The sequence below is a fragment of the Bradyrhizobium sp. WSM3983 genome, from assembly GCF_000473045.1.
Lineage (GTDB): Bacteria > Pseudomonadota > Alphaproteobacteria > Rhizobiales > Xanthobacteraceae > Bradyrhizobium.
Map to the genome: position 1 here is coordinate 14356 of NZ_AXAY01000045.1, position 15867 is coordinate 30222.

General features: G+C 62.6%; 10 protein-coding genes. 9 read left to right on the forward strand and 1 reads right to left on the reverse strand.

Annotated elements, in window-relative coordinates; all coding sequences use genetic code 11:
• The first annotated feature begins 70 nt into the window (after positions 1-70).
• The 3 genes from rpoC to YUA_RS0137725 all read left to right on the forward strand — a co-directional run bounded on the left by rpoC (position 71) and on the right by YUA_RS0137725 (position 8677).
• Complete coding sequence (gene rpoC, locus YUA_RS0137715) at positions 71-4267, forward strand: DNA-directed RNA polymerase subunit beta' (RefSeq protein ID WP_027535284.1); 4197 nt, start codon at positions 71-73, stop codon at positions 4265-4267.
• Positions 4268-4459: 192 nt separating this feature from the next.
• On the forward strand, positions 4460-6520 hold the full coding sequence (locus tag YUA_RS0137720) for an FAD-dependent oxidoreductase (RefSeq protein WP_027535285.1): 2061 nt from the start codon (positions 4460-4462) through the stop codon (positions 6518-6520).
• 135 nt (positions 6521-6655) lie between these two features.
• The gene (locus YUA_RS0137725) at positions 6656-8677 is read left to right on the forward strand and encodes an ABC transporter ATP-binding protein (protein ID WP_027535286.1); all 2022 of its coding nucleotides are present in this window, start codon (positions 6656-6658) and stop codon (positions 8675-8677) included.
• Here the strand turns inward: YUA_RS0137725 and YUA_RS0137730 are convergent.
• Positions 8602-9843 carry an NAD(P)/FAD-dependent oxidoreductase gene (locus YUA_RS0137730; RefSeq protein WP_027535287.1) on the reverse strand — a complete coding sequence of 414 codons (1242 nt, stop codon included), beginning with the start codon at positions 9841-9843 and terminating at the stop codon, positions 8602-8604. The two genes, YUA_RS0137725 and YUA_RS0137730, sit on opposite strands and share 76 nt — an antisense overlap.
• Before the next feature lie 669 nt (positions 9844-10512).
• On the opposite strand from YUA_RS0137730, the gene rpsL reads away from it, so the two are divergent.
• The 6 genes from rpsL to rplC all read left to right on the forward strand — a co-directional run bounded on the left by rpsL (position 10513) and on the right by rplC (position 15867).
• The gene (gene rpsL / locus YUA_RS0137735; protein ID WP_007603006.1) at positions 10513-10884 is read left to right on the forward strand and encodes a 30S ribosomal protein S12; all 372 of its coding nucleotides are present in this window, start codon (positions 10513-10515) and stop codon (positions 10882-10884) included.
• A gap of 15 nt (positions 10885-10899) precedes the next feature.
• Positions 10900-11370 carry a 30S ribosomal protein S7 gene (gene rpsG / locus YUA_RS0137740; RefSeq protein ID WP_007603009.1) on the forward strand — a complete coding sequence of 157 codons (471 nt, stop codon included), beginning with the start codon at positions 10900-10902 and terminating at the stop codon, positions 11368-11370.
• A 30-nt stretch (positions 11371-11400) separates the two neighbouring features.
• The gene (fusA, locus tag YUA_RS0137745) at positions 11401-13473 is read left to right on the forward strand and encodes an elongation factor G (protein WP_027535288.1); all 2073 of its coding nucleotides are present in this window, start codon (positions 11401-11403) and stop codon (positions 13471-13473) included.
• Positions 13474-13513: 40 nt separating this feature from the next.
• Positions 13514-14704, forward strand: a complete 1191-nt coding sequence (tuf, locus tag YUA_RS0137750; RefSeq protein WP_027535289.1) for an elongation factor Tu — start codon at positions 13514-13516, stop codon at positions 14702-14704.
• A gap of 84 nt (positions 14705-14788) precedes the next feature.
• Positions 14789-15097 carry a 30S ribosomal protein S10 gene (gene rpsJ / locus YUA_RS0137755; RefSeq protein WP_002712302.1) on the forward strand — a complete coding sequence of 103 codons (309 nt, stop codon included), beginning with the start codon at positions 14789-14791 and terminating at the stop codon, positions 15095-15097.
• A 53-nt stretch (positions 15098-15150) separates the two neighbouring features.
• Positions 15151-15867, forward strand: a complete 717-nt coding sequence (gene rplC, locus YUA_RS0137760; RefSeq protein WP_027535290.1) for a 50S ribosomal protein L3 — start codon at positions 15151-15153, stop codon at positions 15865-15867.

A 15867-nucleotide genomic window follows, 5' to 3' on the forward strand; every position in this document is an offset into this window, starting at 1 on the left:
GGGCAGGGCGCCCCGCTTGAGTGATTTTCGAATTTGCGGCCGGAGGCGACCGGCACGCGAGGAGAAGACGATGAACCAAGAAATTATGAATCTCTTTAACCCGACGACGCCGGCTCAGGTCTTCGACCAGATCCGCATCTCGATCGCGTCCCCGGAGAAGATTCTGTCCTGGTCCTACGGCGAGATCAAGAAGCCGGAGACCATCAACTACCGTACCTTCAAGCCCGAGCGCGACGGCCTGTTCTGCGCGCGCATCTTCGGGCCGATCAAGGACTACGAGTGCTTGTGCGGCAAGTACAAGCGCATGAAGTACAAGGGCATCATCTGCGAGAAGTGCTCGGTCGAGGTCACGCTGTCGCGCGTCCGGCGCGAGCGCATGGGCCATATCGAGCTCGCGGCTCCCGTCGCCCACATCTGGTTTCTGAAGTCGCTGCCGTCGCGCATCGGCCTGCTGCTGGACATGACGCTGAAGGATCTCGAGCGGATCCTCTACTTCGAATATTACGTCGTGCTGGAGCCCGGCCTCACCGCGCTGAAGGACCGTCAGCTGCTGTCGGAAGACGAGTATCTGAAGGCGCAGGACGAGTACGGCCAGGATTCCTTCACCGCCATGATCGGCGCCGAAGCGATCCGTGAGCTGCTCAAGGGCATGGACCTCGAGAAGCTCGAGGTGACCTTGCGCGCCGAGATGCAGGAGACCGACTCCGACATCAAGCACAAGAAGCTCGCCAAGCGCCTGAAGATCGTGGAAGCGTTCCGCCACTCCGGCAACAAGCCGGAATGGATGATCCTGACTGTCGTTCCCGTGATCCCGCCGGACTTGCGTCCGCTGGTGCCGCTGGACGGCGGCCGGTTCGCGACCTCGGACCTCAACGACCTCTACCGCCGCGTCATCAACCGCAACAACCGCTTGAAGCGGCTGATGGAGCTGCGCGCGCCTGACATCATCATCCGCAACGAGAAGCGCATGCTTCAGGAAGCGGTCGATGCGCTGTTCGACAACGGCCGCCGCGGCCGCGTCATCACGGGTGCCAACAAGCGCCCGCTGAAGTCGCTCGCCGACATGCTGAAGGGCAAGCAGGGCCGTTTCCGCCAGAACCTGCTCGGCAAGCGCGTCGACTATTCGGGCCGTTCGGTGATCGTGGTCGGTCCCGAGCTGCGCCTGCATCAGTGCGGCCTGCCGAAGAAGATGGCGCTCGAGCTGTTCAAGCCGTTCATCTATTCGCGGCTTGACGCCAAGGGCCTGTCCACCACCGTCAAGCAGGCGAAGAAGCTGGTCGAGAAGGAGCGGCCCGAGGTCTGGGACATCCTGGATGAGGTGATCCGCGAGCATCCGGTGCTGCTCAACCGCGCGCCGACGCTGCATCGCCTGGGCATCCAGGCGTTCGAGCCGGTGCTGATCGAGGGCAAGGCGATCCAGCTTCACCCGCTGGTCTGCTCCGCGTTCAACGCCGACTTCGACGGCGACCAGATGGCCGTGCACGTTCCGCTGTCGCTCGAAGCGCAGCTGGAAGCGCGTGTGCTGATGATGTCGACCAACAACATCCTGCATCCGGCGAACGGCCAGCCGATCATCGTGCCGTCGCAGGACATCGTGCTCGGTCTCTACTACGTCTCGATCATGCGCGAAGGCCTGCCTGGCGAGGGCAAGCTGTTCGGCGACATGGCCGAGCTCGAGCACGCCCTGCACGCGAAGGTCATCCACCTCCACACCAAGATCAAGTACCGGTGGGAAGGCATGGACGAGACCGGCAAGATCTCCAAGCGCTGGATCGAGACCACTGCCGGCCGCGTCATGCTCGGCAACCTGCTGCCGCGGAACCCGCGGATTTCGTACGAGATCATCAACAAGCTGATGACCAAGCGCGAGATCTCGGGCGTCATCGACCAGGTCTACCGTCACTGCGGTCAGAAGGAGACGGTGATCTTCTGCGACCGCATCATGGCGCTCGGCTTCTACAATGCGTTCAAGGCCGGCATCTCGTTCGGCAAGGACGACATGGTCGTGCCGCACTCCAAGTGGAAGATCGTCGATACGACCCGTACGCTGGCGAAGGATTTCGAGCAGCAGTACAACGACGGTCTGATCACCCATGGCGAGAAGTACAACAAGGTCGTCGACGCCTGGTCGAAGGCCACGGAAGAAATCGCCAAGGCGATGATGAAGGAGATCTCCTCCACCAAGAAGACGGCGGGCGGAGCCGATGCCGACATCAACTCGATCTACATGATGGCTCACTCTGGTGCCCGCGGTTCGCCGGCCCAGATGCGCCAGCTTGCCGGCATGCGCGGCCTGATGGCCAAGCCGTCGGGTGAGATCATCGAGACGCCGATCATCTCGAACTTCAAGGAGGGCCTCTCGGTTCTCGAATACTTCAACTCGACCCACGGCGCCCGCAAGGGCCTCGCGGACACCGCGTTGAAGACCGCGAACTCCGGTTACCTGACCCGTCGTCTGGTCGACGTCGCGCAGGACTGCATCATCACGCAGTCCGATTGCGGCACCAAGCTCGGCATCAAGATGCGCGCCATCGTCGATGCCGGCACCGTGGTCGCTTCGCTCGGCTCGCGCATCCTCGGACGCACGGCCTGCGAAGACATCCGTGACAGCTCGGGCAAGGTGATCATCAAGCGCGATACGCTGATGGAAGAAAGCCATCTGGACGCCATCCAGCAGGGTGGTGTGCAGGAGGTGAAGATCCGTTCGGCGCTGACCTGCGAACTCGTCAACGGCATCTGCGGCATGTGCTACGGCCGCGACCTCGCCCGCGGCACGCCGGTCAACCACGGCGAAGCGGTCGGCGTCATCGCGGCGCAGTCCATCGGCGAGCCGGGCACCCAGCTCACCATGCGCACCTTCCACATCGGTGGTGCGGCGCAGCTCAACGAGCAGTCTTTCGTCGAAGCCAATTTCGACGGCAAGATCGTGATCCGGAACAAGGCCATCGCCCGCAACAGCGAAGGTCACCTGGTCGCGATGGTCCGCAACATGGTGATCGCGATCGTCGATGCCGACGGCACCGAGCGTGCGACGCACCGTATTCAGTACGGCGCGCGTCTGCACGTGGACGAGGGCGACACCGTCAAGCGCGGCCAGCGCATCGTCGAGTGGGATCCGTACACCCGTCCGCTTCTCACCGAAGTGGAAGGCACCATCGGCTTCGAGGATCTGGTCGAAGGGCAGTCGATCTCGGAAACGCTGGACGAGGCCACCGGTATCGCCAAGCGCGTGGTCATCGACTGGCGTTCGACCCGCGGTGGCGCGGACCTGCGTCCGGCCATCGTGGTCAAGGGCAAGGATGGCAAGGTGCTCAAGCTCGCCCGTGGCGGCGATGCCCGCTACATGCTGTCGGTCGACGGCATTCTGTCGGTCGACGTCGGAGCCAAGGTCAATCCGGGCGACATCCTCGCCCGTGTCTCGACCGAAAGCGCCAAGACGCGTGACATCACCGGCGGTCTGCCGCGGGTGGCGGAACTGTTCGAGGCACGGCGTCCGAAGGATGCGGCGATCATCGCCGAAATCTCGGGCACCATCCGGTTCGGACGCGACTACAAGAACAAGCGTCGCATCTCGATCGAGCCGATGGACAAGACCGACGAGGCGCGCGAGTACCTGATCCCGAAGGGCAAGCACATCCACCTTCAGGACGGCGACGTCGTCGAAAAGGGCGACTTCATCGTGGAAGGCAACCCGGCGCCGCACGACATCCTTGCGGTCAAGGGCATCGAAGAGCTCGCGGCCTACCTGGTCAACGAAATCCAGGAGGTCTACCGGCTCCAGGGCGTGCTCATCAACGACAAGCACATCGAGGTGATTGTCCGTCAGATGCTCCAGAAGGTGGAAGTCACCGACCAGGGCGACACGGACATGATCTCCGGCGAGCAGGTCGACAAGATCGAGTTCGACGCGCTGAACGAGAAGGCCAAGGAAGAGGGCAAGAAGATCGCCACGGGTACGCCGGTTCTGCTCGGCATCACCAAGGCGAGCCTCCAGACCCGCTCCTTCTTCTCGGCGGCCTCGTTCCAGGAGACCACCCGCGTCCTCACGGAAGCGGCGGTCAACGGCAAGGTCGATCCGCTCGAAGGCCTCAAGGAGAACGTTATCGTCGGCCGGCTGATCCCGGCGGGCACCGGCGCCTCCATGGCCAAGATCCGCGAAGTCGCTGTGAAGCGCGACAAGATGATCCTCGACGAGCGCGAGAAGCAGGCGGCCGTCGTGTCGCCCGCACCGGAAGCGGAGCTTCCTGCGCTCCCGCCCGCGGAATGATGGTTCATCCGTAGGAATACCGAGGACAATGAAAAGGCCGGCGAAAGCCGGCCTTTTTGCTGCTTTGTTTGGCTGTTGCGATGCGGGATCAACCTTTGTTCATCTTTCCTTCAGTCAGAAAAGCGCTTCTGCTAAGGCAACTTAGACCGGTGGTCCCGTGACGGGGGCAGGGCCGGAGACCACGGACCTTACATGCTTGATCTCGCAATCGTAGGCGGCGGCCCCGGCGGGCTGATGAGCGCCTGGTACCTGAAGCGTAAGCTCGGCGACCTCTGCCGCATCACCATCTACGAAGCCTCCGATCGGCTCGGCGGCAAGATCGTCACGCGCAAATTCGATTCCGCGCCGGCGATGTACGAGGCCGGCGTCGCCGAGATCTACGATTACTCGATGACCGGTCCCGATCCGCTGCGCGAGCTGATCCAGCATTTCGGCTTGCAGACGATTCCGATGGACGCCGAGCAGGTGCAGTTCGGCGGCGAGCTGCTCGATGACGTCGCCGGCATGCGCCGCAAATACGGCGCCAAGACTGCGGCTGCGATCGAGTCGTTCCGCAAGCGCTGCGCCGACGAAATGTCGCCGATCGAATATTACGAGGGCGTCGGCGCCCACGACAACGAGAACCCCTGGGCCTACAAGACGGCCGAGCAGGTGCTCGACGAGGAGGTCGAGGACGAGACCGCAAAGCGCTTCTTCAAGGTGATGGCGCGCTCGGATCTCGCGACCGAAAGCCACAACACCAACGGCCTCAACGCGCTCAAGAACTACCTGATGGATGTCGACGGCTACATCGGGCTCTACTCCATCCAGAACGGCAACGAGCAGCTGATCGAATGCCTCCAGTCGGAGGTCAGCGCCGACATCCAGCTCAATCACCGCGTGCTCACCGTCGGCAAGGCGCCGACCGGCCGCTATCAGCTCAAGATGATGAACGGCAAGGGACCGGAGACGCGCGACTTTGATCTCGTGCTGATGTGCCTGCCACACTCATGGCTCTCTACTGTCGGCTGGGAAGGCGAGCAGCTGCGCAAGTCGATGGTCAAGCACGTCTCGTATTTCGACCGTCCGGCGCACTATTTGCGCGTCTCGATCCTGTTCGATTCCCCGTTCTGGGGCGACAAGATTTCCGGTGCCTGGTTCATGTCGGAAGCGTTCGGCGGTTGCTGCGTCTACAATGAGGGCGCGCGCCACGACGTCGGCAAGCACGGTGTCCTGAACTGGCTGATTCCCGGCTCCGATGCGCTGGCCTTCGCCAATCTGTCGGACCAGGAGCTGATCGACGCCGCGCTGAAATCGCTCCCGGCCTCGCTCGGCGATGCGCGAGCGCATTTCATGGAAGGCAAGACCCACCGCTGGCTGTCGTCGGTGAACGCGATTCCGGGCGGCTTGCCCGTGCGCGACGTCATGACCAATCACCGGCCCGAGCCGAAGGAACATCCCGGCATCGTCGTTGTCGGCGACTATCTGTTCGACTCCACGCTGAACGGCCTGCTCGATTCCTCGGACGCCGCGACCGACATCATCCTGACCGAGATGATGCGGCTGCGCCGCGAGCGTGCGCAGGAGGATGGCGAACCGATCTCCGACAAGATCGACAGCGACTATTTCGAGAACTATCGCGGCCTCGGTCCCTACAGCGAGGCGTGGAGCCACTTCACTGATCCCGATTATCTGACGAAGCTGATCGGCATCGTCTGGGGCAAGGCGAGGGGCGCCAAGCTCCTGGTCGCGGGCTCCGCAAGCGGCGAGTTGGTCGGCGCGCTGCGCGCTCGCGGCATCGATGCCTGGGGCATCGAGAACAATCGCGCGATCCACGCCAGGACGCCGAAGGCGCTGAAGAAGTACAACAAGCTTGGCTCGATCACCGACATGCCGTTCAAGGACGGTGCGTTCGACTACGTGTTCGAGACCAGTCTCTGCCACGTTGCCCCGAAGCAGGTGGTCCGTGCGATCCGCGAGTTGAACCGCGTGGTCAAGGCCGGCCTCGTGTTCGGCTCGATCACCTCGGACATGGCATCAGTCGTGATCGACCGCTATGACCTGCTGCGCGGGGTCAGGAAGCTCGGCACCTGGTGGGAATGGTCCGAACTGTTCTTCGGTAACGGCTTCGATCTGTCGATGCACCGCAAGGACTGCACCGATGCGCTCTGGACGGCGACGCTCGCCGCCAACAAGGGCCCGGGCCAGTGGTATGCGGACGCCGACAGCCTGCGCTATTCCTTCTTCGACAAGGTCGAGGACAACGACGACTAGCATCACAGGACGGATGAATTCGCCAATTGTTTTGCCGAATTCATCCTGATCGCATAGAATCGGGGGAAGTAGCGGCATTCCGCTGTGTCCCTGCTTTCTCTGCGGTCATGCCGGCCGTCAGCATCGGTTGGTTTCATGGCGTCCAAGCCTCTCTCTCCCGACAAACAGAAGCTCGCCGCGGAAGACGCGGCCGAGTTCGACGACAAGCTCGCCTCCGGCGCCAAGCCGGACCTCGAAGACATCGAGGACGACGAAGATGAGGACGACGACGAGCTTGAGCTCGACGACGATGATGACGAGGACCTCGTCGTCTTTACCGCCCGCGAAGCCGCCGGCGCGCTCGCGACCATCCTGGGCTTCGTCAAGCCGTTCCTGTCCAACTACAAGCGCATCCTGGGCTATGTGGCGTTCGGCGTTACGGTCGAGACGCTGTTCAACGTCATCATGCCGCTCAGTCTGAAGTTCCTGATCGACGACGCGCTCGGCGAGGAGGATTTCCAGGCGCTGTACAAGATCCTCGGCGTGCTCGCGGCCGCCGGCATCTTCACTTCGATCGTCGCGGTCTGGTACGAGCGCTGGGACGCCCGGCTGGCCGCCTGCATCATCTCCGACGTCCGCAAGCGCCTGTTCGAGCACGTCCAGGGCCTGCCGACGGCCTATTTCGGCCGCACCAAACGCGGCGAGATCCTGTCGCGCTTCTCGGTCGATCTCTCGGCCTTCGAAGGCTCGGTCAAGACCTTTGCCAACAGCGCCATGCTGCCGTTCCTGGAGTTGGTCGCAGGCATCATCCTGATGTTTTTTCTGAACTGGCAGCTCGCGCTGGTTGCGCTGCTGGTGTTTCCGATCACGCTGATCGGCCCGCGCATCCTGACGCCGAAGGCGGTGCAGGCCAATTACGAGCAGAAGCTCAACGAAAGCGCGCTGCTCGGCATGGTGCAGGAGAACGTGGCGGCGCAGGCCGTGATCAAGGCGTTCAGCCTGCAACGCAAGATGTTCGGCTTCTTCAATTTCCGCAACGACGAGACCCGCAACAGGATCGCCGCGGCTGGGTTCCTTTCGACTATGGTGGAGCGGACCGTCACCATCTCGGTGTTGCTGTTGCACCTCGCCGTGCTCGCGATCGGTGCTTATCTCGCAACCAAGGGCCAGATCACGATCGGCACCTTCGTCACCTTCGAGAGCGCGTTCTGGGAGGTCTCCTACAACATCGCCCACGTGATGCACTTCATCCCGGTGTCGATCTCCTCGGCCGCCGCGATCCGCCACATCCAGGAGTTGCTGGACGAGCCCACCCGGGGCGCCGATCGCCCCGGAGCGCCCGATTTGCCGCGCATCACCAACAACATCACCTTCGACCACGTCACGTTCCAGTACGAGGGCGGCCAGACGCCGGTGCTGGACAATCTCAGCCTCAAGCTCAATGTCGGCAAGCGCATCGCCATCGTCGGTCCTTCGGGCTCCGGCAAGAGCACGCTGCTCAATTTGATTCTGCGGCTCTATGTGCCGGACGAGGGCCGTGTCACCATCGACGGTGTCGACGTGCGCAAGGTGACGCTGGATTCGCTGCGCCGGAGCATGGCCGTGGTGTTCCAGGAGAACATGCTGTTCAACATGTCGATCCGCGAGAACATCCGGCTCGGCAAGGAAGGCGCGACCGACGAGGAGGTGGAGGAGGCCGCCAAGAAGGCCGAGATCCACCGCTACATCATGAGCCTGCGGCAGCGCTACGACACGCCGGTCGGCGAGCGCGGCGATACGCTCTCGGGCGGCCAGCGCCAGCGCATCGCAATCGCGCGCGCGATCATCCGCAATCCGTCCGTGCTGCTGCTCGACGAAGCCACCTCGGCGCTCGATCAGACCACGGAGGCTGCGATCAACCGCACGTTGCTGAAGGTCGCCAAGGGCCGCACCATGATCTGGTCGACCCACCGTCTGACCTCGGTGGTCGAGATGGACGAGATCATCGTGATTTCAGGGGGCAGGGCGATCGAGCGCGGCTCGCATGCCGAGCTGCTCGCCAAGAACGGCACCTATCGCAAGCTGTGGAACGACCAGATCCACCAGCCGCACGGCGCGGCAGCTCAGGCCGATGATGACAGCGATGATGACGACGACCTCGACGAGGATGATGAGGACGAGGACGACGAGGAGGAGTGACCGAGGAAATTCGGCTCCAGATGGAACGCCGCTCCCAGTCGCCGCAATAAGCCCTGGCTCGACCACGCCAAGAAGCGCGCCCAGCGCTGCGCGGTCCAGTACGGGCTCGTCGCAATCGACACCGAGCGGAAGTCGAAGGCTTTCGCCGCCGACCATTCATCGCAGGCCCGCTTGACCGGGTCGGCGTAGAAGGCGGCGATCTTGTCCGCATCCATCCCGTCGGACGCCAGCCATTGCGGGATATGGACGTTGCAGAGCCGCTCGACGTCGGTGAAGACCTTGTCGCAGCCGGTGCCGGCGACCGGGCAGGAGGTGGCGAAGGCATCGCCCGCCAGCACCACGCCGGGCTGGTGGCTGGCGTCGTTCACATAGAGATCGACCGGGCGGATCTTCAACTCGCCGGGAATGTCGAAGGCGCCGGTGATGCGCTTCAGCCGCGGCAGGGTGGCGTCCAAGGTTGCGGCCGGCGCGCGGCGCAGTTCGTGCAGCCAGGGATCGTCGAAGCCGCGATACACGAACAGATTGGCGCGCATCCGCGTGCCGATCGGAAACAGCGAGATGTAGGGGATGCGGTCGCTCGGCCGCTCCGAGAAATAGGTCAGGGCCGGGAAGTCGAACGAATTCCGCCCGGCCGGGACCACGTCGAATCCGATCGAGATCGAATGGCAGGCGCTGATGATGTTTCGCGTGATGCCGAGCTGGTGGCGCAGGCCGACATTCAGGCCGTTGGCGAGCACGACCAGGCGGGCCGAGATCGTCTCGTCATTGGCGAGCCCGATTCGCTGCCGCTCCGGGCTGGTCTCGACCGACACCGCCTTGGTCCAGATCCGCTCGACGGTGTCGGGAATCTCGTCGCGGATGGCGTTAACCAGGGAATCGTAAAGGATGTTGAACTGCCGACTCGGTGCCCTGTCGAGGAGATGCCCGAAGCGTGCGATCCAGTTTTCGCCGGTGTAAGTCGTGCGGCGCAGCACTGAGTCGGCGATTCCCGTCCGTTGGAATCGCTCGACTTGCCCCTGACCGCTGAGTTTTTCGACGCGAAAATCGGCCGGATAGGTCTCATGCGGGTCGATCAGCACCGCCGAAATGCCGGCGCGCCCGAGCATCGCGGCGACGGTCGAGCCGGCAAGTCCCCCGCCGATGATGGCAATATCGCTGTACCGCATGGCGCCAATCTCTGCCGAAGAGGGCAGATTGACGCATCAAGAGGAAAAAAACCCTTAGTGCGGGTTATAAAAGTATATTTCTCCCGGATATAATTAGCCTTCGGGCTAGCGGAACCGGCGCTTCGATCCCATATCGAGAAGGCGCGGTAAGAGAGCGAGCAGGCTTTTTCTTCAGGCGCGATAAGCGCTTTCTGACAGTCATTTCACCTTGACTTGAACGATTCTCACTTATAGAAAGCGCCTCACTTAACGACAGGCGGTGAGCATCGCCAACGTCGGAACGGGCCACCCGCTTTGATCCTTTTAGGGTCGCAGAGGCGGGCACCAACCTCGACGAATGCCGCTCAAACGCTGTCGATTATAGCTAGGCAATGCCAGTGCGATTTTAGGCCTCTGGAGCACGTTCTCCCGAGACCGAATTCGGATGCATGACCTCAGTGCGCGGGCCGCGGCTTTATGCTGACCGGCCTGACTACTGCGGTCCTCTGTGGCGTCGAAGCGCTTTCCACTCAGCGATGAGCGGTTGGCGCGATTTCGCTTTGTGCGGATTGTTCCGTGTGAGGCGGGCCCCGTCGGGCGGGTAGCTCGAAAGAATTTGCGGTCCCGGCAACGGGCCGCGGCAAGACAGCGGGCTCGCAAGGGGCTGCGATAACAAAGGGTAAGGCCAGGATGCCGACGATCAACCAGCTGATCGCTCAACCGCGTGAAGTGCAGAAGTCGCGCAAGAAGGTGCCGGCGCTGCAGCAGTCGCCGCAGAAGCGTGGTGTTTGCACCCGCGTGTACACCACGACCCCGAAGAAGCCGAACTCGGCGCTTCGTAAGGTCGCCAAGGTGCGCCTGACCAACGGCTTCGAGGTGATCGGCTACATCCCGGGTGAGGGTCATAACCTTCAGGAGCACTCGGTGGTCATGATCCGCGGTGGCCGCGTCAAGGACTTGCCCGGCGTGCGCTACCACATCCTCCGCGGCGTTCTGGATACCCAGGGCGTCAAGAACCGTAAGCAGCGTCGTTCGAAGTACGGCGCGAAGCGTCCGAAGTAAGCGGGAACCAGCTCAATGTCTCGTCGCCACTCAGCGGAAAAGCGCGAAGTTCTTCCCGATCCGAAGTTCGGGAATATCATCGTCACGAAGTTCATGAATTCGGTGATGTACGCCGGCAAGAAGTCGGTCGCCGAAGGCATCGTCTACGGTGCGTTCGGTCTCATCGAAAGCAAGACCAAGCAGAACCCGCTCGGCGTGTTCGAGCAGGCACTCGAGAACGTCATGCCGACGATCGAGGTGCGCTCCCGCCGCGTCGGTGGCGCGACCTACCAGGTCCCGGTCGAAGTTCGTTCGGTGCGCCGTCAGGCGCTGGGTATTCGCTGGCTGATCTCGGCTGCGCGCGATCGTAACGAGAAGACGATGACCGAGCGGCTCTCGGCTGAGTTGCTGGATGCATCGAACAATCGCGGCAACGCCGTCAAGAAGCGCGAAGACGTGCACCGGATGGCGGAAGCCAACCGCGCCTTCTCGCACTATCGCTGGTAACGGCGACACACGGAATCTAAGGAACAGCCCATGCCTCGCGTTCATGCCATAGAGAATTACCGCAACTTCGGTATCATGGCGCATATCGATGCCGGCAAGACCACGACCACCGAGCGCATCCTCTATTACACCGGCAAGAGCCACAAGATCGGCGAAGTGCACGAAGGTGCCGCGACGATGGACTGGATGGAGCAGGAGCAGGAGCGTGGCATCACGATCACCTCGGCTGCGACCACTGCGTTCTGGGCCGGCAAGCGCCTGAACATCATCGACACCCCCGGCCACGTCGACTTCACCATTGAAGTCGAGCGTTCGCTGCGCGTGCTCGACGGCGCCGTCTGCGTGCTCGACTCGAACCAGGGTGTCGAGCCCCAGACCGAGACCGTCTGGCGTCAGGGCGACAAGTACAAGGTTCCGCGCATCGTCTTCGCCAACAAGATGGACAAGACCGGCGCCGACTTCTTCAAGTGCCTGGCCGACATCGTCGACCGCCTCGGCGCCAAGCCGATCGCGATCCAGCTTCCGATCGGTGCCGAGAACAACTTCAAGGGTCTCGTCGACCTCGTGAAGATGCAGGGCATCATCTGGAACGATGAATCGCTCGGCGCGAAGTTCGACTATGTCGATATCCCGGAAGATCTGGTCGTGCAGGCCAAGGAATACCGCGAGAAGATGGTGGAAGCCGCCGTCGAGCTCGATGACGACGCCATGGCCGCCTATCTCGACGGCAAGGAGCCGGACGAAGACACGCTGAAGCGGCTGATCCGCAAGGCGGTGCTGACCGGCGCGTTCTACCCCGTGCTGTGCGGCTCGGCCTTCAAGAACAAGGGCGTTCAGCCGCTGCTCGACGCCGTCGTCGACTATCTGCCGTCGCCGATCGATGTGCCCGCGATCAAGGGCACCGACGATCGCGGCAACGAGGTCGTGCGCAAGGCGGACGACAAGGAGCCGCTCGCGCTGCTCGCATTCAAGATCATGGACGACCCGTTCGTCGGCACCATCACCTTCTGCCGCATCTACTCCGGCGTTCTGCAGAGCGGCACCGGCGTCGTGAACTCGACCCGCGAGAAGAAGGAGCGCATCGGGCGCATGCTCTTGATGCATGCGAACAACCGCGAAGACATCAAGGAAGCCTATGCCGGCGACATCGTCGCGCTGGCGGGCCTGAAGGAAGCGCGCACCGGTGACACGCTGTGCGATCCCGACAAGCAGGTGATCCTGGAAAAGATGGAGTTCCCCGAGCCGGTCATCGAGATCGCGATCGAGCCGAAGTCCAAGGCCGACCAGGAAAAGCTGGGCGTGGCGCTGGCGAAGCTCGCCGCTGAGGATCCGTCCTTCCGCGTGTCGACGGACCAGGAGTCCGGCCAGACCATCCTCAAGGGCATGGGCGAACTCCATCTCGACATCAAGGTCGACATTCTCCGCCGCACCTACAAGGTCGACGCCAACATCGGCGCGCCGCAGGTTGCGTTCCGTGAGCGCGTCACCAAGAAGGCCGAAGTCAAGTACACCCACAAGAAGCAGACCGGCGGTACCGGTCAGTTCGCCGAAGTGTCGATCGTCGTCGAGCCGAACGAGCCCGGCAAGGGCTACGAGTTCGAGTCGAAGATCGTGGGCGGTGCGGTGCCGAAGGAATACATCCCCGGCGTCGAAAAGGGCCTGAACAGCGTGATGGGCGCTGGCGTGGTCGCGGGCTTCCCCGTGGTCGACGTCAAGGTGCAGCTTGTCGACGGCAAGTATCACGATGTCGACTCGTCGGCGCTCGCCTTCGAAATCGCATCGCGCGCTGCATTCCGCGAAGCCTTGCAGAAGGGCAAGTCCGTCCTGCTCGAGCCGATCATGAAGGTCGAAGTGGTGACCCCGGAAGATTATACCGGTTCGGTCATCGGCGACCTGAATTCCCGGCGCGGTCAGATCCAGGGGCAGGACATGCGCGGCAACGCCAACGTCATCAACGCGATGGTGCCGCTCATGAACATGTTCGGTTACGTGAATAACCTGCGCTCGATGAGCCAGGGGCGCGCAACCTTCACCATGCAGTTCGATCACTACGCAGAAGCGCCGGCCAACGTGTCGGCAGAAGTCCAGAAGAAGTTTGCCTGATTGTCGTCGGTCACGAACTGACGATTGAACGGAGAGTCAAATGGCCAAAGCTAAGTTTGAACGTAACAAGCCGCACTGCAACATCGGTACCATCGGTCACGTCGACCATGGCAAGACGTCGCTGACCGCGGCGATCACCAAGGTTCTCGCCGAAGCCGGCGGTGCGACGTTCACCGCGTACGACCAGATCGACAAGGCGCCGGAAGAGAAGGCGCGCGGCATCACCATCTCGACCGCGCACGTCGAGTACGAAACCAAGAACCGCCACTACGCCCACGTCGATTGCCCCGGCCACGCCGACTACGTGAAGAACATGATCACCGGCGCCGCCCAGATGGACGGTGCGATCCTGGTCGTGTCGGCCGCTGACGGCCCGATGCCGCAGACCCGCGAGCACATCCTGCTCGCCCGCCAGGTCGGCGTGCCCGCGCTCGTCGTGTTCCTCAACAAGTGCGACATGGTCGACGATCCGGAACTGCTCGAGCTCGTCGAGCTCGAAGTCCGCGAGCTGCTCTCGAAGTACGACTTCCCGGGCGACAAGATTCCGATCATCAAGGGTTCGGCGCTCGCCGCTCTCGAAGATTCCGACAAGAAGCTCGGCCACGACGCCATCCTCGAGCTGATGCAGAATGTCGACGAGTACATCCCGCAGCCGGAGCGTCCGATCGACCAGCCGTTCCTGATGCCGGTTGAAGACGTGTTCTCGATCTCGGGCCGCGGCACCGTCGTGACCGGCCGTGTCGAGCGCGGCATCGTCAAGGTCGGCGAGGAAATCGAGATCGTCGGTCTCCGTGCCACCCAGAAGACCACCGTCACCGGCGTCGAAATGTTCCGCAAGCTGCTCGATCAGGGCCAGGCCGGCGACAACATCGGTGCGCTGCTCCGCGGCACCAAGCGTGAAGACGTCGAGCGCGGCCAGGTGCTGTGCAAGCCGGGTTCGGTCAAGCCCCACACCAAGTTCAAGGCTGAGGCTTACATCCTCACCAAGGAAGAGGGCGGTCGCCACACCCCGTTCTTCACCAACTACCGTCCGCAGTTCTATTTCCGCACCACCGACGTGACTGGTGTCGTGCATCTGCCGGAAGGTACCGAGATGGTGATGCCGGGCGACAACATCGCGATGGAAGTGCACCTGATCGTGCCGATCGCGATGGAAGAGAAGCTCCGCTTCGCGATCCGCGAAGGCGGCCGTACCGTCGGCGCCGGCGTCGTCGCCTCGATCATCGAGTAACGAAGCAAATAGGGAATGGTGGGTGGCGAATAGGGAAATCTATTCGCTACTCGCTACTCGCCACTCACTAGAGAAAGTACGGCAATGAACGGCCAAAATATTCGTATCCGTCTCAAGGCGTTCGACCATCGTATCCTCGATACGTCGACCCGCGAGATCGTGAACACGGCGAAGCGCACCGGTGCGCAGGTCCGCGGACCCATTCCGCTGCCCACCCGCATCGAGAAGTTCACCGTCAACCGTTCGCCGCACGTGGACAAGAAGAGCCGCGAGCAGTTCGAGATGCGCACTCACAAGCGCCTGCTCGACATCGTCGATCCGACCCCGCAGACCGTCGATGCTTTGATGAAGCTCGACCTGGCCGCCGGTGTCGACGTCGAGATCAAGCTCTAAGATTTTTGGATCACGTTCGCACCTTGCGGACAGAAAGAACAGGAAGCACGCCGATGCGCTCCGGAGTGATCGCACAAAAGGTCGGGATGACGCGGGTCTTTACAGAGGCCGGCGAACATATCCCCGTGACCGTGCTGAAGCTCGGCAATTGCCAGGTCGTAGGCCACCGCACTGAAGAGAAGAACGGTTACGTCGCGCTCCAGCTTGGTTCTGGCAGCCGCAAGACCGTCTACATGCCCAAGGCGGAGCGCGGCCAGTTCGCGGTCGCCAAGGTCGAGCCGAAGCGGCAGGTCGAGGAATTCCGCGTCTCCCAAGACGCGATGATCCCCGTCGGCGCCGAGATTCTTGCCGATCATTTCGTCGTCGGCCAGTTCGTCGACGTTACCGGCACCTCGGTCGGTAAAGGCTTTGCCGGCGGTATGAAGCGCTGGAACTTCGGCGGTCTGCGCGCCACGCACGGCGTGTCGGTCTCGCATCGTTCGATCGGTTCGACCGGTGGCCGTCAGGACCCCGGCAAGACCTGGAAGAACAAGAAGATGCCCGGCCACATGGGTGTTGACCGCATCACCACGCTCAACCTGCGCGTCGTTCAGCTCGACGTCGAGCGTGGCCTGATCCTCGTCGAAGGCGCCGTTCCGGGCTCCAAGGGCGGCTGGATCCGCGTGCGCGATGCCGTCAAGAAGCCGCTGCCGAAGGACGCTCCGAAGCCCGGCAAGTTCAAGGTTGCGGGCAGCGAAGCCGAGGCTGCGGCCCAGCAAGAGGGAGCGTGA

Bases quoted from the DNA above. Each gene is read 5' to 3' on its own strand.
- YUA_RS0137720 (WP_027535285.1), top strand. From the start codon at position 4,460: ATGCTTGATCTCGCAATCGTAGGCGGCGGCCCCGGCGGGCTGATGAGC.
- YUA_RS0137725 (WP_027535286.1), top strand. From the start codon at position 6,656: ATGGCGTCCAAGCCTCTCTCTCCCGACAAACAGAAGCTCGCCGCGGAA.
- rpoC (WP_027535284.1), top strand. From the start codon at position 71: ATGAACCAAGAAATTATGAATCTCTTTAACCCGACGACGCCGGCTCAG.
- fusA (WP_027535288.1), top strand. From the start codon at position 11,401: ATGCCTCGCGTTCATGCCATAGAGAATTACCGCAACTTCGGTATCATG.
- tuf (WP_027535289.1), top strand. From the start codon at position 13,514: ATGGCCAAAGCTAAGTTTGAACGTAACAAGCCGCACTGCAACATCGGT.
- rpsG (WP_007603009.1), top strand. From the start codon at position 10,900: ATGTCTCGTCGCCACTCAGCGGAAAAGCGCGAAGTTCTTCCCGATCCG.
- rplC (WP_027535290.1), top strand. From the start codon at position 15,151: ATGCGCTCCGGAGTGATCGCACAAAAGGTCGGGATGACGCGGGTCTTT.
- rpsL (WP_007603006.1), top strand. From the start codon at position 10,513: ATGCCGACGATCAACCAGCTGATCGCTCAACCGCGTGAAGTGCAGAAG.
- rpsJ (WP_002712302.1), top strand. From the start codon at position 14,789: ATGAACGGCCAAAATATTCGTATCCGTCTCAAGGCGTTCGACCATCGT.
- YUA_RS0137730 (WP_027535287.1), bottom strand. From the start codon at position 9,843: ATGCGGTACAGCGATATTGCCATCATCGGCGGGGGACTTGCCGGCTCG.